The organism is Leptotrichia wadei, from assembly GCF_007990545.2.
GTDB classification, from domain to species: Bacteria; Fusobacteriota; Fusobacteriia; order Fusobacteriales; family Leptotrichiaceae; genus Leptotrichia; species Leptotrichia wadei.
Map to the genome: position 1 here is coordinate 1,537,687 of NZ_AP019829.2, position 20,768 is coordinate 1,558,454.

The window sequence follows — 20,768 nt, forward strand, 5'->3', positions numbered from 1 at the left end:
ACAATCCTATTTTTCACAGCTTTTAATAAATTTGTCAAAAATCTTTTGCATTTTTTGGTTTCCACGGACTGCCATCATTTCAGGATGCCATTGAACGGCATAAAAGAATTTGTGATTTTTGTTTTGAAAAGCCTCTATTATTCCATCGTTTGCTTTTGCAATCGAAGTTAATCCATTTCCCAAATCTTTTATCATTTGATGATGATAAGAATTTGTTCTTGCTTTTTTTCCAAAAATTTCAAATAAAATATTGTCCTCTTCAATGTTTATATCATGTGTTGGTAAGTCTGGAAGCCATTTTTGCATATGATTAATTGTTGAGCCTGTATATTTTACATCTTGATACAGACTTCCACCAAAATAAACATTTGCAATTTGAAGTCCACGACAAATTCCAAAAACAGGTTTTCCAGTTTTCATAAATTCATCTAAAATTACAAGCTCAAATTCATCACGCTGCGGTGTAATGCTTCCAACCTCCTGCAGACAGTCTTCTCCATATAAAACTGGATCAGGATCTCCCCCGCCCGAAAGTAAAAGTCCATCTAAAACTTGTATCTGTTCCTTTATAACTTCAAGATTTTCAGTTATTGGCAAAATAAACGGAATTCCTCCAGCATTTATGACGGCTTTGCTATAATCTACTGAAACTATTGTTTTGTGGTCATTTAATCTGTTTGGATTTAATTCCAGCGAAGTAGTGATTCCTATTAATGGTTTTCTTTTGTTATTCATTTCTGTAATTCCCTTCTTTACTTTTTATATCTACTTATCTGCTTTTTTTTATTTAAAATTTCTCACTCTTCCAAAAAAGTCAATAAAATTCTTATAAGTTACCATCTCAATTTCATTTTGAGAATATCCTCTCTTTTTCAAGGCTTTTTCCACATTTCTCAGCTCTGTAACATCGTGCAATCCTGAAAGCCCAGAAATTTCTTCCCCTTCTGGCGTATAATATTCTGCAAAATCAAGTCCAAATCCAACTTTATCCAGTCCAATTTTATTAGCCACATATTCCAGATGATTCAAAAGCATTTCCAAATTTTTTTCACTCTCGTTTTGACTTACAAAATTGTGATAACTATTCATTCCAACCATTCCACCACGTTCACCAATACACAAAATCTGATCATCAGTCAAATTTCTCATTGCTGGACAAAGGCTTCTCGCATTTGAATGGGAAGCAAAAAATGGCTTTTTAGAATATTTTGCAATATCCCAGAAAGTCTTATCATTTGCATGTGAAACATCAAGCAGAATTCCAAGTCCATTAATTATTTTCACAGCATCAATTCCAAGTGGTGTAAGCCCTCTGTTTTTATCCCCGCTTTGCCCTGTCGCAAAAGCATTTGTTTCATTCCAAGTCATTCCAATATGTCGCACACCAAGCTGATGCAGAAAATAAATATAGTCAAGCTTATCCCCAATTCCAGGAAGCCCTTCAATTCCAAGCACAACTCCAAATTTTTTATCCTTTTCATTCAGGTTTTCCCAATTTTCTATCATTTCAAAATCAGATGGCTCTTTTATTATTTTTACTAAATCCTTTGCATAATGCAATTCTTCAGTCATTGCCCTTAAATCTGCAAAAAAATATTCCTCAGCATTTTCTACTTTATTTACATTCAAATAAATTACAAAAATTCCTCCAGAAAGTCCTCCCTTCAAAAATTTTTCCTTATATTTATTTCTTATAACATCTTTATTCCCCTTTTTATATTCCCAAAAATTATCTGTCCACACATCTGCGTGCATATCGAAAAACATTAATTTTTCCTTCTTTCTTTATTTTTTATTTTAATTATTCCCCTTAAAATAATCAAGCACTTCAACCAGACTATTAAACTTCTTATAAACTAATTTTTCAATTTCTTCTGTCGGTTTCAATTTATCTGGCACCATGATTGGAAATGTTCTCGCTGCATGTGCTGCTCTTATTCCATTAAAAGAATCTTCAAATACAACAGTTTTTTCTGGAGATACTCCCGCCTTTTTTGCTCCTATCAAAAATACTTCAGGATCGGGCTTACCATGAACTACATCTTCTGCCGTTACAAAATAAGAAAAATATTTTTTTAGATCTTTTCCATTAATTAAAGCTTCCGCCATAAACAAATCTGAAGAAGTCGCGAGAATCATTTCTTTATTATTTTCCCTCAAAAATTCTAAAAGTTCCAACGCACCTGGTTTTAAAGGCACTTCACTTTTTTTAGCCAATTCTAATATATGATTCTTTACTTTCCCCATCATCTCATCATAAGGAAAATCCTGCCCCAATGATTCTTTAAATAATATTCTTGCCTTATCATTTGTAACACCCGTTGTTTTTTCCACAATGTCCTTTGTTATCGTATAACCCGTCTTTTTAGCCACCTCACGACCATATTCTACATAAATAGTTTCTGTGTCAAATAACAGTCCATCCATATCAAATAGAAATAATTCAATTTCATCAAAAAATTTTTTCCCCATTGCAAGTTTCTCCTTATTTTTTATTTTATTTATTAACAATTATTTTTCACTCTCAAGTATTGAAACAGAACGATGAGCAACAGAAGTTATCACTTCATTAAACTGTAATATTCCAACACTTAAAAATATCGCCACAGCTAGATGTTCACCTTCTCTTGCCAATCCAATTTTACCACCGACACTAAGTCCATTTATAATCGCCTCAATTTGACTCATTGCTTCTCGCATTGCACCAATTACCGCTCCATCGTGAGTATGCACATCTTGAATAAGATTATTTCTTTTTGCCGCCATTAATGCACTTTCTATAAATTTAAAACGAGATTGGGGCATTGCACCACCAACATTTACTGCTGCTGTTTTTATTCCTTGTTCCTTATATTCCTTCATCAATTTACGTTCTTCATCTCGTGAAGAAATCGACATTCTTAATGCTATTCTGCATATTTCTACACTTTTATTATTCTCTTCCATTTTAAAATCCTCATTTTTCATCTTTTTGACAACTTTCTTCTTCTAAAAGAAGTTTAATTGCTTCCACATATCCATCCCTACCTTTTCCATAAATTTGAGCAATACAAGCTGCTGCTGTAACTGAAGTTTTTCTAAATTCTTCTCTTTCTTGAATATTACTCAAATGAACTTCTACTGTTGGGATCGATATTGATTTTATCGCATCTAAAATTGCATAGCTGTAATGAGTGTAGGCACCTGGATTTATTACAATTCCATCAAAATTTCTAAAATATGCCGATTGTAAAAAATCTATAAGTTTTCCTTCAGAATTTGACTGCAAAATATCTATTCTCACTTTTTTGTCTGAAAATTTATCTTTTATATAACTACAAATACTTTCATAGTCATCATTTCCATAGATATTTTTTTCTCTGATCCCCAAGAAATTTAAATTAGGCCCGTTTATAATCATTATTTTTTTCATTTTTACACATCCTTATTTTTTAATTTAAAGTTTTCCCTTTAAAACTGTAATTATTCTTTCAACAATTACATTCATATCATCATCATTTTTTATTATAATATCTGCATATTTTCTATATAATTTTATTCTTTCATCGTACAATTTCCAAAGATTTTCAATATTTTGTAAAAGAGGTCTATTTTCATGATTTTCCTCCAAAATATTCTCAATCGCTCTGTTAAGAAATATAATAATCCCATTTTTCTTCAAAATATCAATATTCTCTTTTTTTTTGACAACTCCTCCACCAGTTGAAATAATGACCCCTTGTCTTTTAGATACTTCTTTTAAATATTTTGTTTCAAGTTCTCTGAAATGCTCTTCGCCTTCCTTTAAAAAAATATCTGAAATAATTCTACTTTCCTTTTCTTCCAAATATTTATCTACATCTATAAAAGGATAATTGATTTTTGGGGATAACCGATATCCTATCGTACTTTTCCCGCAAGCAGGCATCCCAATTAATACTATATTTTTCATAAATCATCTACTTTCCTAATAAAGTAAAGTTTTTATATTTTTCACTTTACTCAAATTTTATAATTTATATTAAGCTATATTTAAAAAATAAAAATAAATATTTATTTAAATAATATCTATTATATTCTCTTAAATTGATTTTCATTTTTTGAATATTCGTAACCAGCCTCTAAAAATCTATTTAACAAACTATCTTTATCAACACCATAATAATTTACAAAATCATCCAAATCTAAAAATTCATCACGTAATTTCATATTTACAAAACTATAAAGCAACATTATATCTTTAGTTTCAAAATTTATCATTTCATCTCCTCATTTTGTTTTTTATAAAATTATTTTTACTTTTGATTCATCATTTTCATCAATATTCTCAATTACTATATTTTTACTTGAATCAGCAAATAAAGTATAATATTCATTTCCACGTTTTTCTAAAAAATCTCCAACTTTAACATTTTCAGTTCCAAGCTCACCCACAACTTCATAAATCTCATTATAAATAGTTTCTAAAAATCCAATATCAAAAATAGTGAACAATTCTGGCTCGTTATCAATTCTTAAAAAAGTCTTTTCTGGAACAATAAAATACAAAGTTGATTCATATCCCATATTTATTCCAAAAATAGAATATCCACGATGTTCTAGCTCATAATTTACAATTGAATACAATATATCCACAAGAGATTCGTCATATTCTAGTTCTTTTAAACGTATATTATCCCATTTTACATTTAGGCTGTCAGGATTTATACCTTTTTTTTCAAGCAATTCCCTAAATCCTTCTGTATAACCTTTTGCTGCAAATTTATAAAAATAATTATCTGAATACTTTACTAAATATTGATAGTAGAAATCTGAAAATGTGCTAATCTTATTTTCAGAATCATTTAAAAATTCTTCTCCCAAATACTTTTTGACAGCTTCTTCAGCTTCAAATAAATATTCTCTTCTAGCCTCTATATACTTCAAAAAATTATCAGTATCTAGCACTTCTGCAGCAAAATCGTCAAGTTCATTATAAATTGACAAATCGATATGATTTAATATATCATTTTGATTTACTTTCTTTCTAGTATTTAAAGTTTCAATTTCATTAATTTCTTCCTTTTTTTCTTGTTTCTTTCCATCTAAATTTTCACTATTATCCATTTTGACTCCCATATAGTAAATTTACGTTAATAAAGGATAACGCATAATCCTTTTTCAATTATTTAATTTATCTCCTTGATAATTTGTTCTCACTAAGAATTATTTTCCTTGCTTATTTCCAATTGACTGAACTATAAATTTAATATTTGAAATATTTTCAAATTTTACCAATTTTTTTAATTTTTCTTTATTTTCATACGATAACGAAGAACTATCGATATAATTGTCAAACCATTTATCATAATTTCCATATAATTTTCTCAATTTTTTTAAACTTGATTTTGCTGAAGATGCGGCTTTTTTCTTATCCTTTCCTTCATTTCCTCTTATATCTAGCACTCTTTCCAGTTTGTCATATTCATTATTTACAAGTTCCTTCATTTTTGTTGAGGACATTTTTTCATATTCTTCTTTTGAAATTTTATCACCGCTACTATACAAATAATCATAAATTGCATTAATATTCTCATCTACAGTTTTACCATCCTTTTCAGCTTCCAAATATGTATTCATATTCAAATTAAATGTTTCAAGCAGTAAATAAGTATTTGTATAAGAATACGACTGAAATTCCCCTGTATCTTCTAAAAAACTTCCAAATGCACTTTTTAAAAATTTTGGATATTCTACAACATAATCACTATAATATGCATACATCGATCTAAAATTAGATCTTCTATTTCCCGTAAGTCTTGCAAATTCCCTATCAAAATATGAACGATTTTCACTATACAAAGTCGCCATTACTTCTGAATATGCAGAATTTCCAACAGCTTCTCCACTTTTCAAATTAGCCGATGAAAAATATTTATCAAAAATTGTCTTTTGCCTTACATTTCCTTCATCAATTATTTCCTTATTTGTCTTTGCAAAACCAATAGCCGCAACGACAATTACTCCTATCATTATTTTTTTTAACATAAAATCTTCCTTTCTTCTTAACTCTTTTTATATTTTTTTATTAATTTTTTCACTAATGTTGTATATTCAATAATCAGAACTCTTTATTTATATAATTTTTCTGATAATCTTTTATGAATTTCTTCAACAATCTTTATATCATATTTCTCTTTGTGCCATATTTCTTCAGACTTAATTGCTTGTGAAATAAGCATCATAAGACCATTTGCCACCTTTGCCCCTTTTGCTTTGTATTTCTTCATAAGCACAGTTTCTTCAGGATTATAAACAATATCCACAACTGCATTTACATCAATCAAATTTTTGTCCTCAAGTGGGCAATTATCAACTGCAGGATACATCCCCACTGGTGTACAGTTTACAATTAATTCAATATTTCTAAGTCCTGCAATTGATGAATAATGAATCAATCTGTCTTGATTTCTGACTTTAAAAGGATCATGTTCTATAATTGTCGCAAGAAAAATATTTTCCGCTCCGCTATCAATTAATCCATTATAAATAGCTTTAGAGGCACCTCCTGTTCCTAAAACAAGCACCTTTTTACCATTTACATCAATTCCATTCAATTCCAATGTTTTAAGAAAGCCAAAATAATCTGAATTATTTCCAATAAGTTTCCCATCCCTTAAAGTTATCGTATTTACTGCTCCTATTTTTTTAGCAGTTTCTGACACTTCATCAAGATATTTAATAACTTCCAGTTTATACGGAATTGTAACATTAATTCCATTAAACTTTCCATTTCTTATACTTTTCATTAATTCTTCAACTTCATCAATTTCTCTTTCAATCATTTTATAACTTGCATTTTTCCCAGTCAGCTCAAAAAAAATTTCATGAATTTCCTTTGAATAGCTATGTCCTAATTTTTCTCCTAATAATCCAAATTTTTCCATTTTTTTCTTTTCCTTCCTGAATTCTTGATATTAATTTTTATAACATTATTATTTAATATTTTTTTATTTATCAATCATTTTAAAAAGTCTATGAAATCTAATAATTTTTTTGTTTCTATCTTTTAACACGAGTTCAAAATATCTTGCAGAATAAATTATCAAATAAATCTATTTTAAAATTTTAATTCATCTAAATCTTTTCCTGTCAATTCCCTATATTCTCCCAGCTTCAGATTTTCATCCAATGAAAGATTTCCCATTTTTACCCGCTTCAAATAAAGAACTTCATTATTAACTGCCTTAAACATTCTTTTTACTTGATGAAATTTTCCTTCGGAAATTGTTATGTAAACTTGATTATCATCATTTTCACACAAATCTTCAGAAATTATTTCAACTTTTGCTTTTTTCGTTATAAAATTTTCCTCCAGCTTTATCCCATTTTCTAATATTTTCACATCATTTTCACTAAGCGGCTTAGCGATTTTTACATAATATTTCTTACTCACATGTTTTTTAGGAGAAAGTAAATTATGTGATAAAACTCCATCATTTGTAAGTAAAAGCAAGCCTTCAGTATCAATATCCAACCTTCCAACAGGAAAAATATCATAAGTCCTATATTTATCATTTAATAGGTCAATAACAGTTTTATGATGGTTATCCTCAGTCGCAGAAACAACTCCAGCAGGTTTATTCATCATAATATAAACAAACGGTTTATAACCAACAACCTTATCTTCATATTTTATGATATCCTTTTTTTCATTAATATGAATTCTTCCATCCTTTATAAAAATACTATTAACACTAATCTTTCCCTTTTTCAAAATCTCCTTGACTTCTTTTCTCGTTCCAATTCCTGAATTTGCTAAAAATTTATCTAATCTCATCTAATTCTTTCTTTCTTTTTATTTTTATTTATAAAATCCTACTAATCTGAATATATTTCCAAATTATACAGCTTATAATTACCTAAAATCTGTAAATAATTTGATTTTTCTCGTATTTCCTCGAGTGCCATTTTTACCTTTTCGCTAGACATATTTCCCTCAAAATCAATGTAAAAATAATATTCCCAAGGTTTATTTACTCTTGGGCGTGATTTTAAATTTACCATATTTAACCCATATTTGTAAAAAATTTGCAATAATCCGATTAATGCTCCTGATTCATTGTTTGCACTTGTTACAATACTTATTTTATCACTTCCATCAATTACAGTATCTTCACTTGAAATGATAAAAAATCTCGTATAATTTTCCTCTTCATTATTAATATTTTTCTTTAATAATTCAAGCCTGTAAACTTCCTTCGTTTTCATATTCGCAATACAGGCATTTTCTTTTTTACCTTCTGTTGCAATGTATTTTCCACTAATTGCAGTATTTGTCATACGATTAAGATGCCATTCGTGCTTTGATAAAAAATGTGAACATTGCATAAAAGCCTGTTCGTGAGAATAAATATTTTTTATATCTTCAATTTTGCTTCCCTTTAAACCCAAAAGATTATGTGAAATCTTATGTCTAACTTCTCCAATTATATGAATATTTTTTGTATTAATCAGGTCAATGCTATCTCTAACTTCCCCTACAATGGAATTTTCTATTGGCAGTATCCCGATATCAATTTTTCGTGTATGCACCGCTTCCACCAAATCCCTGTGTGAGTTAAAATGAAAAATATTCTCATTTTCCTCAATACTGTCTATATCTAAATTTTTATTATTTTTCAAAATATTCATAAGAACCTCATAGGCATACGATCCTGGGACACCAGTATATCCTAACTTTTTATTTTGTAAGTTCAGATCATTTACATATTTAGTTGAAATTCCTATTTTAAATTTTTGATATTTCTTACTAGAATCCATAATATCCTTTAAAATCAATTCAATATAATGATCTAATTCCTTATTTTTCACTCTTTTTAAATTTTTCTGAACAACTTCCTTTTCCCGTTCCTCATCAAAGATTCTTTTCCCCGTCTGCTTTTTAAACTGTGCCACTTCCTGCACAATTTCCAGCCTTTTCTCAAGCAATTCTACCAGCTGGCTATCTAATTTATCAATTTTTTCCCGAATTTTTCCTAAATCTAAATCTTTATCTGTATTCATTTATCTTTCCTTTTTATTTCTTATTTAAAAACAAGTTATTTTATTATATCATAACTTTTTTAATTTTTCTTTAGATTACTTTATAAATAAAATTATCATAAATATTTCTTTGATAAATAAATTATACTAAAATCATTAAGAAAAAGCAAGAATAGTTTAAAATTAATACAAAAAAGGGAACTATTATTAATTATTAATTAAAAATAAATCCCTTTTTTATTTTATTTTAAAATTGTAATTAAATTTTTTTTGTATCCTGCTATTATATTGCTTAAATCAAAATTATTTTTCAATATAATCTTCAACAATATAATCTTCAACTTCAACAGGTTCAATATTCCAAATTTCTTTTGCATATTCGGCAATAGTTCTGTCCGAACTGAATTTTCCTGCATTTGCAATATTCTTAAGTGTTTTTCTAGTCCATTCTCTTCTGTCTTTAAATTGATTTTGAAGTCTGTCTTGTGCTTCTCTATATGATGCGAAATCTTTTAATAGGAAATACACGTCTGGACGTGAACCATCTACTCCGTATAATAATGAATTTTGTAATTCTTTAAAGATTCCCGTATGATTATCATTATAAGTTCCGTCACCTAATTGATCTATAACTTTTTTAAGCCCTTCTACATTATTATATTCATCAAACGGATTATATCCTCCATGTTCTTGATAATTTTCCACTTCTTGTGCAGAAAGTCCAAAAATAAATGCATTTTCAATTCCAACTTCTTCAACGATTTCCACATTTGCTCCATCCATTGTTCCAAGAGTTAATGCACCGTTTAGCATAAATTTCATATTACCAGTTCCAGATGCTTCTTTACTTGCTGTAGAGATTTGTTCTGATACATCTGCCGACGGGAATATTTTTTCTGCAAGTGAAACTCTGTAGTTTTCAAGGAATACAACTTTAATTTTTCCATTAATTTCAGAATCGTTATTTACTTTTTCAGCAACAGCATTGATTAATTTGATAATTCCTTTAGCACGTCTATATCCAGCAGCTGATTTTGCTCCAAAGATAAATGTTCTTGGCTCAACGTCTAAATATGGATTTTCTTTTAATTTATTGTAAAGATCCATAATATGAAGCACATTTAATAATTGTCTCTTATATTCATGCAGCCTTTTAACTTGAATATCAAAAATAGAATGAGGATCTACTTCAATTCCTGTAGTATCTTTTATGTATTTAGCCAATTTTTCCTTATTATGGAGCTTAATTTCAGAAACTCTGTTTAAAACATTATCGTCATCTAAATATTGTTCCAATTTTTTAAGTTCATACAAGTCTGTAATCCATTTATCTCCAATTAATTCTGTAATTAATGCAGCTAATTCTGGATTTGATTTTAATAGCCATCTTCTTTGAGTGATTCCATTTGTTTCATTTAGGAATTTTTCAGGATATAATTCATTCCATTCTTTTAATTCAGTATTTTTAAGAATTTCTGTATGTAATTTAGCAACTCCGTTTACTTTGTGTGAACCTACGATTGCAAGCCATGCCATTCTAACTTGTCCGTTTCCAATAATCGACATTTTATTGATTCTTTCCCAGTCTCCAGGATATTTTTCCTGTAATTCTGCAACAAATCTTCTATTAATTTCTTCGATAATTTGGTAAATTCTTGGTAATAATGGCTGGAATAATGAAATATCCCATTTTTCCAATGCTTCTGACAAGATTGTATGGTTTGTATAAGCAAATACATTTTTACAAATGTTCCAAGCTTCATCCCATCCTAATTTTTCCTTATCCAGGAAAATTCTCATCAATTCAGGAATTGCAACTACTGGGTGAGTATCATTTAACTGAATTGCCACTTTTTCTGCAAATTTAGAAAAATCATTTCCAAATACAGATTTATACCTTCTGATAATATCTTGTAACGAAGCTGATGTAAAGAAGAATTGCTGTTTCAATCTTAATAGTTTTCCATCTTTTTCAGTATCATTTGGATATAGTACTCTTGAGATATCTTCAGCTTGAACTGCTTTAGCAGAAGCTTGTAAATAAGTTTGGTCATTAAATAATTTTAGGTCAAACCCTTCAGGTGATCTGGCTTCCCACAATCTCAATGTATTTACCGTATCATTTCCATAACCGATAACTGGCACATCATAAGCCACAGCATGAACTGTTTCAGTATTTACACGTTTAAAGTATTCTTTTCCAAATTCATCACGATGAACTTCAATTTGTCCTCCAAATTTTACTTCAAATACTCTGTCCATTCTCTTAATTGACCAAGGGTCACCATATTTTGTCCAATCATCTGGATATTCTACTTGGAATCCATTCTCAATTTTTTGTTCAAACATTCCATATTTGTATCTAAGTCCATATCCATGCCCTGGTAATGCCAATGTTGCAAGTGAATCTAAAAAGCAGGCTGCAAGTCTTCCAAGTCCTCCATTTCCAAGTCCTGCATCCATTTCACGATCTTCAATTTTATTAATATCTATGCCTAATTCATTTAATGTTTCTCTAATAACGTCATTGATTTGCAAGTTGATTAGGTTGTTTCCCATAAATCTTCCCATTAGGAATTCTGCTGAAAAGTAGTACATTTGCTTTACCTGTTTTTTAGCATAAGTCTTTTTAGTATTGTACCATTTTTCCATTGCGTAATCCAAAGCTACTTTTGAAATTGCATTATATAGCTCAAATTCATGAGCTTCCTCAAGAGTTTTTCCGTATTGCCTTCTCAGTTCTCTAAGAATATTGTCCTTCAATTCAGCTTTATTAATTTTCATATTTCCTCCTAAATATTTTTTTATTTACCATTTCCACTTTACCACTTTTTTAGCATTATTTCAATAGTTTTTGACAAATTTAATTACATTTATCTATTTTTTTAATTTTGTATATCAAAATATATTTGAAAAATTAGAAAACTCCAGCTAATTAATTTTAACTGGAGCCTTTATTTTTTATCTTATTTAAAATTGGACACTATTCTTTATCTTTTTTTTCTTCTAATTTTTCATTTTTTTCTTTAATAACTAGAACGCCATCTTCCAAATCAGCCACAAGATGTTTTGCGTCAAGATTTTCAAGATGGAAATCAGTTACATTATCACGTATTTGTTGCTCAATTACACGACGTAATGGACGCACTCCCATAACTTCATCATATCCCTCTTCTGTCAAAAATTCTTTTGCTGCATCAGATACTGCTAAGTCAATTTCTTTTTTAGAAAGAGTTTTATTTACTTCAATAAGCATTAAATCAACAATTTGTGATAAATCTTTTTTATTCAAATGAGAAAATTCAATCACAGCATTGAAACGATTTAAAAATTCAGGACGGAAATAAGGTTTTAATCTTTCCATAATTTCTTGTTTATCTGCATCTTCAGTAAGTCCTTTTTCGTATCCAAATCCAGCATTTGAGGTAGCTATAATTACAGTATTTTTAAAGTTTACAGTATTTCCTTGACCATCAGTTAAACGTCCATCATCTAGTACTTGCAGAAGAAGAGTAATAACTTGTGGATCAGCTTTTTCAATTTCATCTAAAAGAATAATCGAATAAGGATTACGACGTACTCTTTCTGTCAAAGTATTATTATTGTCATCGTATCCTACATATCCAGCTGTTGTTCCAATAAGTTTTGAAACAGCAGTTCGATCAGAATATTCTGACATATCTAATCTAATAATCGCATCTTTTGTTCCAAACATATCAAGAGCAAGTTGTTTTGCAAGTTCAGTTTTTCCAACACCTGTAGGCCCTACAAAAAGAAAACTTCCAATTGGACGGTTTCCTTCATCAAATCCAGCACGATTACGACGAATTGCACGTGCAACAGCTTCAACAGCTTTATCTTGCCCAATAACTTTCGATTTTAGACGATCATTCATACCTTTTAGACGTTCAATATCACTTGCTCCCATTTGAGAAACAGGAATTCCAGTCATTCTTTCTACAGATTCTGCCACATCATTTACTGTTGCTGTAACCTTCATATCTTCCGTATGATTTTTTATTTTATTTTCTAATTCTTCAATACGATTTTTTGCATTAAGTGCTGCTTCATAGTCTTCCGATTTTACAGCTTCAGCTTGTTTTTTCTTTTGTTCTTCAATTTGATGTTCTACTGCATGTACATCTGTAACAGGATGTTGAGCGGCTAAATGTGCTGCTGTAACATCAACTAAATCAATAGCTTTATCAGGCAAACTACGTTGTGGAATATATTGAATTGAAAAATCAACAGCTGCTTTTAAAACATTATCAGGTAAAATTACATTATGATGTTTTTCATATAAGTCACGGATTCCTTGAAGTATTTTATAAGTATCTTCTGCTGAAGGTGCATTAACTTTTACTTCATTAAAACGACGTGCAAGTGCTGCATTTTTTAATATTGTATTTCGATATTCATCTTGAGTAGTAGCTCCTATAACTGTAAGTTCACCACGTGAAAGAGCAGGTTTTAGAATATCAGCAAGTCCTTTAGAACCACTATCACCAGTATTTCCAGCACCCAAAATTTGATGAATTTCATCAAAGAAAAGTATAACATTTCCAAGTTCTTTTACTTCTTTCACAAGATTTTGAACATTTTCTTCAAAACTTCCTCGATATTGTGTACCTGCTTCAAGTCCTGAAATATCAATTGAAATAATTTCTTTATTTTTAATAGCTGCAGGAACATCTCCATTTACAATAGCTTGAGCTAACCCTTCTACAACTGCTGTTTTACCAACACCAGCATCACCTACAAGAACTGGATTATTTTTTGTACGACGTGAAAGAATCTCAGCTGTTTCCTGAATTTCCTTATTACGTCCTATAACTGGATCTAACTTTCCTTCACGAGCTTCTTCTGTTAAATTACGTCCAAGTTTTGCAAGAATACCATCTTTCTTAACACCTTGACCTTGTGACTGAACTTGTGCTTCATCATTTATTGGCAATTGTCCCGTTGCACGATATTGTGCAAATTCTTCAGGTGTAACTTCTCTTCCGTTTATCAGATAACGGCGATTTTCAGAATTAAAACCTCTCATTCCTCCCATTAACTGATTAAAAAGATCATCCATACTGTTAAAATCTCTACTCATAAATTACTACCTCACTTTTTTATAAATTTTAAACAATTTTATTGTTTGTTGCTTTAAGTTTACTCTTAATTATTATGTAAGTCAAGAACTAAAACCATAATTATGAGATTTCTAAAAATTTTATTATAAAATTCAAAAATCTATCTCATTGGAGCAACTGCTGTCAATTCCCATTTGTGAATACCTTCATCTTTTTTTGATGAATCATATCCAATGTAAACATTTTTTAGCCTTTTGTTTACTGGATAAAGTTTATATCTGTACATTAACGGAACTTCTACCGCCTGTCCGATATAATATTTTTGCCAGTTTTTAAATGCTTCTGCTTTATAATTTGGAACTGTCAATGATTTTTCACCTAGTATTTCTGCCATTAGTCTATCGTTTTCTTCTGATACGAAACGTGAATAATTAAGTTGAGATTTTCTTCCTGCTGAACTAGTTGGATCTAGAGTTGTCCCAACTCCCCATGCTCCAAAAAATACATCTATATCTTTAGAATCTCCTTCCACTTTTTCATAAAAATTTTGGAAAGCCAGTAATCTTCCTGATGTAAGAACGGCTTTTATTCCTATTTTTTTCCAGCTTTGAATATAATTTTGCGCAAGCGGCTCTGCCACGTCGCCTCCTGCCATAAATGCCATCTTTATTTCAAAAGGTTTTCCATTTTTATCTTCACGGTATCCATCTCCATTTACATCCTTATATCCCGCTTCATCCAGTAATTGCTTTGCCTTTTCAGGATTATACGGATAACCCTTTAAATCCTTTGGAAAATATTTTTTAAAAACAGGCGGAATTGATGAAGTTGCCTCCTGCCTTAATCCAAAATAAAATGCCTGCGCTATTTCTTCAACATTTATACCATAAGCAAGAGCTTGCCGCAATCTCACATCTGCCATCTTGGCATTTGGATCTGTTATATTTTCCCCTTTTGATTTGTCATAATGCCCTAATTTAAACGACAAATACGAATAATACAAATCCTGTTGCCCCAAAGTTTCAATATTTTTCAAATCCTTATAATTATTATACAGAGAATCAGGCATACTCATTACATAGTCATATTTCCCAGTCTTTAATGCCGCTACTATAGATTGTGAGTTTACCACTTGCAATATTGCCTTGTTAATTTTAGGTTTTCCTCTGTAATAATATGGATTTGCCGTAAATTCTAGACTTTCTCCACGTGAAACTTTCGTAAGATTATATGGACCTAAAGTTACTGGTTTTACCCTAATTTTATCCGATGAAATCAAGTCTTTTATTGGAACATCCTTCAAATAATGCTTCGGTAATGCATTTCCAATCAAACCATTTCCAACTGCATAGATACTTTGTCCTAACTGCGAGAATGAAATTTCCACTGTTTTATCATCTATTTTTTTTATTCCTGAAATACTTTTGGCGCTTCCGCTATGATATTCCTTCATTCCAACGATTTTTTGACTTTCCTCTGTATATCTCACACCTGGATAATCTTTATTTCCCACAACTTCATAGGCATAAATCACATCATCGGCAGTCAAAGGCTGTCCATCTGACCATTTTATTCCATCTTTTATTTTTATTATAGCTTTTTTATTTTTTGCATCGACTTTAAGAATGGCAGCTCCAGTATCTGTTATTTCAAAATTTTCATCAACTTCAAATATGTTTGAACTTAAAAATGTTGAAATGATATTGCCATCATAACCATCTGTATAAAGCACTTCATTAAAAACTCCAACAAGCGGGTCATCCTTTACTATTGCCACTTGTAAAGTTCCACCTTCTATTGCAGGCTCATTATTTGACGTTTTTATTGGAAATAATGATAAATTCAGTTTTGCACCAGGCATTTCACTTCTCTTTTTACCTGGACTGCACGACATTGCGAATATTAACACTAAAAATATTATTGTCAACTTCCATTTTTTCATAGTTAACTCTCCTTTTCCTAAAATTATTATCCTCTTCTTTGTTTTGCATCAGCTGCCCTATTTAAAGCCTGACCAACATAATTTATGCAAAGCATCATAATTAAAATCAATATTGAAGCTGGAAGCCATATCCACAATTTTGTCGACAGCACTTCGGGATCTGCTGCATAACCAACTAATGTCCCAAGACTCGGTGTAGAAAGCGGCAACCCAAATCCTAGAAAGCTAAGCCCTGTTTCAATCCCAATATTCCCAGCAAATCCCAATGTCAATTCTACAATTATAATTGAACTTAAATTAGGCAATATTTCTCTGAAAATTATTGTCAAATCCTTTGTTCCCATAGTTTTTGAAGCTAAAACATAATCCTTTTTACTTTCAGAAAGTGCCTTGCTTCTAATAAGACGTGCTGATCCAACCCAGTAAAATGCACTCATTATAAGAACAAAAGTTGTAATTGTATATTTTGGGACAATTGTAACAAATACAATAATTATCATAAGTGTTGGTAAAATTGTAATAAAGTCAATAATTCTCATTATTACATTATCCACCCATTTTCCATAATATCCTGCTATTAACCCTAAAAATATTCCAATTCCTGAAGTTAAAATAGTTATTGCAAAACCAATAATAATCGAATTTCTTGCTCCTAGTATAAGCTGTCCCAATATTGAACGTCCTCCAGAATCAGAGCCTAGCCAAAATCCCTCTTTCATTGGAATTGCATACTTATCAAGCAAACTTATTTTCATAATCTCATCCTGATTTGCAAAAAGCGATCCAATAAAAATTATTCCAAAAAGGATTACAAGAATAATAAGCGAAGCAAGTGCCAGTTTATCCTTTAATATTTCCCTTGTAATAACACTAATTCCAGTTGGCTTGTTATCACTTTTCTTAATATTTTCAAAATCTTCTGTTTTTCTATTATTTTCCTTTAAAATTTCATTATTAGACATTCCTTCACCACCTACTCTATTCTAATTCTAGGATCAACAATGCTAAGAATAATATCTGAAAGCAAACTTCCAAGCAATGTCAAAAATCCAAAAAGCAATATTAATGCAGTAACAACGCTGTAATCCCTTGTTATTATAGAATTTACAAACAGTCCTCCCATTCCAGGGTAACTAAATATTTTTTCAATAAAAATCGAACCTCCCAGAAGCCCTGTTATCGAATAACCAAAAAACGCTGCAATTGGTAAAATCGAATTTCTGAAAATATGTCTAGAATAAACCTTATTTTCAGGCACTCCCTTACTTTTCGCCGTTTTCACATAATCCAGATTCTTAGCATCAATTACTTCATTTCTCAAATACTGCACAATCCATGTTGTCCCAAGCAGTGCATACGTAATTGCAGGTAATATAATATGATAAAGTCTATCTAAAATATTCCCTAAAGTTCCAGTATGAAGCCCAGCCGTCACCGAACCAGTTGTCGGAAACCACCCAAGCGTGTATCCAAAAAACCAGATCATTATAAGCGAAAGCACAAAAGTCGGAATCGCATAGCTCACATAATTATAAAATGTAACAAATTTGTCAAGCATTGAGTTCTGATAACGTCCAGCAAGCATTCCAAGTGGTATTGCAATACAATATGTCAGAACAAGGCTAAGTAGCGACAAAATAAAAGTATTTACTGCACGTTCCCCAATAAGTGTCTTTACAGGAACATTATAAGTGTAGCTCATTCCCAGATTTCCAGAAACGGCATTTTTTAGCCATCTCACATACTGAATATGCCAAGGATCGAGTAATCCTGCCTTTCTTCGCAATTCTTCAAGTGCCGCAGGATCAGTTTGTGGTGTAATTAGCCCAGTAAACGGATCTCCTGGCATAAGTTTTGCCAAAATGAAGATTAATACACTAAGTATGAATAATTGCGGTATCATAACAAGTATTCTTCTTAAAACTGTTTTCCACATTGATTATTTACCTCCTTTTTCACTATTTCCATTATTTCTCAAATTTTTATCTTTAAAAGCAACAAAATGTGTATCTGTCAATTTTTTTAGATCAAAGACACGTCCATTTTCATCATAATATTTTTTTTCATTTGCTAAATATTCCTTTTCGATTTTTAACCGTCTTCTTTTGTTTTCTGCCCGTTTTTCTGGATGTATTTCTGGAATTGCCGCAATTAGCCGTTTTGTATAAAAATGTTCAGGATTTTTGTAAATATCATTTTTCTCTCCTGTTTCCACAAATCTTCCGTGATACATTATAAACATGTAGTCACACATATGCTTTACAACTCCCAAATCGTGAGAAATAAAAAGATAACTAAGTCCAAACTGCTCCTGAATGTCCTTCATATAATTCAAAACTTGTGCCTGAACTGACAAATCAAGTGCTGACACAGGCTCATCCGCAATAATCAGCTTAGGCTTTGTTGCAACAGCCCGTGCAATTCCTAGCCTTTGTCTTTGTCCACCAGAAAATTCATGCGGATATTTAAAAATATCTTCCCTGTTCATTCCTACAATTTCCAGCAGTTCCGATACTTTCATTTTTTCTTCATCTGGTGTCAAATTTTCAAAATTTCTCAAAGGTTCTGAAATTAAATCAATTACTCTTTTTTTAGGATTTAAGCTAGATAACGAATCTTGAAATATCATTTGTACATTTCTATTATATTCACTTCTTCTATTTCTAAATTTTCTATCAATTTCTCTTCCCTCATAGATAATTTTACCGCTTTTTATTTTTTCCAGCCCGATTATTGCCTTTCCAATTGTAGACTTTCCAGATCCCGATTCTCCCACAAGTCCATAAGTCTTTCCTTTTTCAATAGTAAAACTGACTCCATCTACAGCATAAACATAATCAATTATTTTATTAAAAAATCCTCCACGAATAGGATAATGAACTTTTAAGTCTTTTACTTCAATAAAACTCATATTTCTATTTTTTCCTCTCTGAATTTTTAAAATTTTTTTATTTTTAAAATTTACTTTTCAAAATGAAAATTTTTCCAGCAAGTACATCTTACAAAATGTTCTGGCTCAATTTCATGCAGCTTTGGATTTTTTTCATGTTTATTTTCCTTTATCCAAGGGATTCTTTTAGAAAATCGGCAGCCTGTTCTCTCCATTTTAGTTATTGATGGAACAATTCCCTTAATTACATGCAGCTTTTCATTTTCACTGTCAAGCTGTGGAATCGAACTTAAAAGTGATCTTGTATAAGGATGCTTTGGATTGTCAAACAATTCTTTCACATTGGCAATTTCTACAATTTCTCCAGCATACATAACTGCCACTCTGTCCGCCATTTCTGCAACTACACCCAAATCATGAGTAATTAATATAATCCCAGCATTTATCTCACTTTGCAAAGTTTTTAGTAAATCCAGTATTTGTGCCTGAATTGTAACATCCAATGCCGTTGTTGGCTCATCAGCTATAATAACTTCAGGCTTACATGAAAGTGCTATTGCAATCATAACCCTTTGCCGCATTCCTCCCGACAATTCATGTGGAAATTGTCTTGTTATACGTTCAGCATTTTTTATTCCAACGTGATTTAGCAGTTCAAGTACACGTTCTTCCCTTTCCTTTTTAGATAGTTTAGTATGATAAATCATCCCCTCTTCAATCTGATCTCCAATTCTCATAAGCGGATTAAGAGCTGACAATGGATCCTGAAATATCATCCCAATTTTATTTCCACGGATTTTATTATATTCCTCCTCTCCAAGTTTTAAAAGATTCTTACCCTCAAAATTTATTTCTCCCTCTAGCTTTGTATTATTCGGATTATGAAGCCCAATAATGGAAGTAGCAAGCGTGCTTTTCCCACATCCCGATTCTCCCACTATTGCCAGTATTTCATTTCTTCCAAGTTTCAATGAAACATTGTCAACAGCTGGAAAATATTCATCTTTTATCCGAAAACTTGTAACAAGATTGTTAATTTCTATTAACGTTTCTGCCTTTTCCATGCTCTTCTCCTTAAAAAAACTTTTTTAATTTATTTTATACCCATATTGTAGCATAAAATTAAATTTTTTACTCTTTTTTTTTAAATTTATAATTTCTATTTTGAATTTCTTATACAGTAAAACTGATTTAAAACCAAACTCAAAAACTATGAATATTTTACTCAAACCCTAAGTTTACATAATTTTTAATAATTCAATTTTAAACGGATTTGGGTATATTACTAATTTTCTTTTTTTAGCAGGGATACTTAGCTAGTCTACGACATTTTTAAATATTAATTGACATTTTTAAATTTTGAATGTATAATATTTTCAGGGTTCAATAATTTAAATTAAAAAAATTTTTAATATGCGAGTGTGGTGGAATTGGTAGACACGCTATCTTGAGGGGGTAGTGGCTTTTAGCCGTACGAGTTCAAGTCTCGTCATTCGCACCATTATAAAAAATTAATATCTTTTAGTATTTATAAGACATCCAATATTTTAATGCGAGTGTGATGGAATTGGTAGACATGCTATTTTCAGAGGGTAGTGGCAGAAGCCGTACGGGTTCGACTCCCGTCACTCGCACCATTAATACTCTCATTAAAAATATACATATCTAAAAATTATTTATACTAATATCATTTTTACTATTGATTGAAGAGAGCACTAATCAAGAAATTACAGTACTTCACTCAATACATAATCTAACTAAAAGTATACTTGAATTTAGAAAAGCTCTAACAGAAATGAGATATCTATTTTTTAATCAAAAAGATGAAATGATTGGAATCACATCTAAACCA

The 20,768-nt window shown here is 30.5% G+C and carries 19 protein-coding genes and 2 tRNA genes; 2 read left to right on the forward strand and 19 right to left on the reverse strand.

Translation table 11 applies throughout. The annotated features are described in order from the left end of the window. Positions 1–6: 6 nt before the first annotated feature. The 19 genes from FVE73_RS07210 to FVE73_RS07300 all read right to left on the reverse strand — a co-directional run bounded on the left by FVE73_RS07210 (position 7) and on the right by FVE73_RS07300 (position 19,980). Positions 7–735, reverse strand: a complete 729-nt coding sequence (locus tag FVE73_RS07210) for a gamma-glutamyl-gamma-aminobutyrate hydrolase family protein (RefSeq protein WP_018499102.1) — start codon at positions 733–735, stop codon at positions 7–9. A gap of 48 nt (positions 736–783) precedes the next feature. Next, entirely contained in the window at positions 784–1,767 is a 984-nt protein-coding gene (locus tag FVE73_RS07215; RefSeq protein ID WP_018499101.1) for a dipeptidase, read from the reverse strand. A 30-nt stretch (positions 1,768–1,797) separates the two neighbouring features. Continuing rightward, positions 1,798–2,472, reverse strand: coding sequence for an HAD family hydrolase (locus FVE73_RS07220; protein WP_018499100.1), 675 nt, complete (start codon positions 2,470–2,472; stop codon positions 1,798–1,800). 39 nt (positions 2,473–2,511) lie between these two features. After that, the gene (locus tag FVE73_RS07225; protein WP_026239087.1) at positions 2,512–2,946 is read right to left on the reverse strand and encodes a HutP family protein; all 435 of its coding nucleotides are present in this window, start codon (positions 2,944–2,946) and stop codon (positions 2,512–2,514) included. A 10-nt stretch (positions 2,947–2,956) separates the two neighbouring features. Next, a complete protein-coding gene (aroQ, locus tag FVE73_RS07230; protein ID WP_018499098.1) occupies positions 2,957–3,412 on the reverse strand; it encodes a type II 3-dehydroquinate dehydratase in 456 nt (151 codons plus the stop codon). 24 nt (positions 3,413–3,436) lie between these two features. Continuing rightward, a complete protein-coding gene (locus tag FVE73_RS07235) occupies positions 3,437–3,931 on the reverse strand; it encodes a shikimate kinase (RefSeq protein ID WP_018499097.1) in 495 nt (164 codons plus the stop codon). Between the two features lie 119 nt (positions 3,932–4,050). Continuing rightward, positions 4,051–4,239 (reverse strand): DUF4250 domain-containing protein, encoded by a 189-nt coding sequence (locus tag FVE73_RS07240; RefSeq protein WP_018499096.1) that lies wholly within the window; start codon positions 4,237–4,239, stop codon positions 4,051–4,053. Between the two features lie 21 nt (positions 4,240–4,260). Further along, positions 4,261–5,085 (reverse strand): hypothetical protein, encoded by an 825-nt coding sequence (locus FVE73_RS07245; RefSeq protein WP_018499095.1) that lies wholly within the window; start codon positions 5,083–5,085, stop codon positions 4,261–4,263. A gap of 99 nt (positions 5,086–5,184) precedes the next feature. Continuing rightward, positions 5,185–6,006 (reverse strand): hypothetical protein, encoded by an 822-nt coding sequence (locus tag FVE73_RS07250; RefSeq protein ID WP_018499094.1) that lies wholly within the window; start codon positions 6,004–6,006, stop codon positions 5,185–5,187. A gap of 83 nt (positions 6,007–6,089) precedes the next feature. After that, entirely contained in the window at positions 6,090–6,905 is an 816-nt protein-coding gene (aroE, locus tag FVE73_RS07255; RefSeq protein ID WP_018499093.1) for a shikimate dehydrogenase, read from the reverse strand. Between the two features lie 173 nt (positions 6,906–7,078). Beyond that, complete coding sequence (locus tag FVE73_RS07260; RefSeq protein ID WP_018499092.1) at positions 7,079–7,798, reverse strand: pseudouridine synthase; 720 nt, start codon at positions 7,796–7,798, stop codon at positions 7,079–7,081. A gap of 41 nt (positions 7,799–7,839) precedes the next feature. Further along, positions 7,840–9,024 (reverse strand): chorismate mutase, encoded by a 1,185-nt coding sequence (locus FVE73_RS07265; RefSeq protein ID WP_018499091.1) that lies wholly within the window; start codon positions 9,022–9,024, stop codon positions 7,840–7,842. A 282-nt stretch (positions 9,025–9,306) separates the two neighbouring features. After that, the gene (locus tag FVE73_RS07270; protein ID WP_018499090.1) at positions 9,307–11,787 is read right to left on the reverse strand and encodes a glycogen/starch/alpha-glucan phosphorylase; all 2,481 of its coding nucleotides are present in this window, start codon (positions 11,785–11,787) and stop codon (positions 9,307–9,309) included. A 199-nt stretch (positions 11,788–11,986) separates the two neighbouring features. Next, positions 11,987–14,104, reverse strand: a complete 2,118-nt coding sequence (locus FVE73_RS07275) for an ATP-dependent Clp protease ATP-binding subunit (RefSeq protein ID WP_018499089.1) — start codon at positions 14,102–14,104, stop codon at positions 11,987–11,989. A 140-nt stretch (positions 14,105–14,244) separates the two neighbouring features. Beyond that, a complete protein-coding gene (locus tag FVE73_RS07280; protein WP_018499088.1) occupies positions 14,245–16,026 on the reverse strand; it encodes an oligopeptide ABC transporter substrate-binding protein in 1,782 nt (593 codons plus the stop codon). Positions 16,027–16,052: 26 nt separating this feature from the next. Then, positions 16,053–16,988, reverse strand: a complete 936-nt coding sequence (locus FVE73_RS07285; protein ID WP_018499087.1) for an ABC transporter permease — start codon at positions 16,986–16,988, stop codon at positions 16,053–16,055. 11 nt (positions 16,989–16,999) lie between these two features. Continuing rightward, positions 17,000–17,962 carry an oligopeptide ABC transporter permease gene (gene opp4B, locus FVE73_RS07290; RefSeq protein ID WP_018499086.1) on the reverse strand — a complete coding sequence of 321 codons (963 nt, stop codon included), beginning with the start codon at positions 17,960–17,962 and terminating at the stop codon, positions 17,000–17,002. Between the two features lie 3 nt (positions 17,963–17,965). Next, positions 17,966–18,937 carry an ATP-binding cassette domain-containing protein gene (locus FVE73_RS07295; RefSeq protein WP_018499085.1) on the reverse strand — a complete coding sequence of 324 codons (972 nt, stop codon included), beginning with the start codon at positions 18,935–18,937 and terminating at the stop codon, positions 17,966–17,968. Between the two features lie 50 nt (positions 18,938–18,987). Continuing rightward, positions 18,988–19,980, reverse strand: coding sequence for an ABC transporter ATP-binding protein (locus tag FVE73_RS07300; protein ID WP_018499084.1), 993 nt, complete (start codon positions 19,978–19,980; stop codon positions 18,988–18,990). 351 nt (positions 19,981–20,331) lie between these two features. On the opposite strand from FVE73_RS07300, the gene FVE73_RS07305 reads away from it, so the two are divergent. Further along, positions 20,332–20,417, forward strand: a tRNA-Leu gene (locus tag FVE73_RS07305). A 51-nt stretch (positions 20,418–20,468) separates the two neighbouring features. Next, positions 20,469–20,553: transfer RNA gene (locus tag FVE73_RS07310), tRNA-Leu, on the forward strand. Positions 20,554–20,768 lie beyond the last annotated feature (215 nt).

What these genes read in the sequence shown, in the direction of transcription:
- FVE73_RS07210 (WP_018499102.1), bottom strand. Translation starts at nt 735, where the DNA reads ATGAATAACAAAAGAAAACCATTAATAGGAATCACTACTTCGCTGGAA.
- FVE73_RS07215 (WP_018499101.1), bottom strand. Translation starts at nt 1,767, where the DNA reads ATGTTTTTCGATATGCACGCAGATGTGTGGACAGATAATTTTTGGGAA.
- FVE73_RS07220 (WP_018499100.1), bottom strand. Translation starts at nt 2,472, where the DNA reads ATGGGGAAAAAATTTTTTGATGAAATTGAATTATTTCTATTTGATATG.
- FVE73_RS07225 (WP_026239087.1), bottom strand. Translation starts at nt 2,946, where the DNA reads ATGGAAGAGAATAATAAAAGTGTAGAAATATGCAGAATAGCATTAAGA.
- aroQ (WP_018499098.1), bottom strand. Translation starts at nt 3,412, where the DNA reads ATGAAAAAAATAATGATTATAAACGGGCCTAATTTAAATTTCTTGGGG.
- FVE73_RS07235 (WP_018499097.1), bottom strand. Translation starts at nt 3,931, where the DNA reads ATGAAAAATATAGTATTAATTGGGATGCCTGCTTGCGGGAAAAGTACG.
- FVE73_RS07240 (WP_018499096.1), bottom strand. Translation starts at nt 4,239, where the DNA reads ATGATAAATTTTGAAACTAAAGATATAATGTTGCTTTATAGTTTTGTA.
- FVE73_RS07245 (WP_018499095.1), bottom strand. Translation starts at nt 5,085, where the DNA reads ATGGATAATAGTGAAAATTTAGATGGAAAGAAACAAGAAAAAAAGGAA.
- FVE73_RS07250 (WP_018499094.1), bottom strand. Translation starts at nt 6,006, where the DNA reads ATGTTAAAAAAAATAATGATAGGAGTAATTGTCGTTGCGGCTATTGGT.
- aroE (WP_018499093.1), bottom strand. Translation starts at nt 6,905, where the DNA reads ATGGAAAAATTTGGATTATTAGGAGAAAAATTAGGACATAGCTATTCA.
- FVE73_RS07260 (WP_018499092.1), bottom strand. Translation starts at nt 7,798, where the DNA reads ATGAGATTAGATAAATTTTTAGCAAATTCAGGAATTGGAACGAGAAAA.
- FVE73_RS07265 (WP_018499091.1), bottom strand. Translation starts at nt 9,024, where the DNA reads ATGAATACAGATAAAGATTTAGATTTAGGAAAAATTCGGGAAAAAATT.
- FVE73_RS07270 (WP_018499090.1), bottom strand. Translation starts at nt 11,787, where the DNA reads ATGAAAATTAATAAAGCTGAATTGAAGGACAATATTCTTAGAGAACTG.
- FVE73_RS07275 (WP_018499089.1), bottom strand. Translation starts at nt 14,104, where the DNA reads ATGAGTAGAGATTTTAACAGTATGGATGATCTTTTTAATCAGTTAATG.
- FVE73_RS07280 (WP_018499088.1), bottom strand. Translation starts at nt 16,026, where the DNA reads ATGAAAAAATGGAAGTTGACAATAATATTTTTAGTGTTAATATTCGCA.
- FVE73_RS07285 (WP_018499087.1), bottom strand. Translation starts at nt 16,988, where the DNA reads ATGTCTAATAATGAAATTTTAAAGGAAAATAATAGAAAAACAGAAGAT.
- opp4B (WP_018499086.1), bottom strand. Translation starts at nt 17,962, where the DNA reads ATGTGGAAAACAGTTTTAAGAAGAATACTTGTTATGATACCGCAATTA.
- FVE73_RS07295 (WP_018499085.1), bottom strand. Translation starts at nt 18,937, where the DNA reads ATGAGTTTTATTGAAGTAAAAGACTTAAAAGTTCATTATCCTATTCGT.
- FVE73_RS07300 (WP_018499084.1), bottom strand. Translation starts at nt 19,980, where the DNA reads ATGGAAAAGGCAGAAACGTTAATAGAAATTAACAATCTTGTTACAAGT.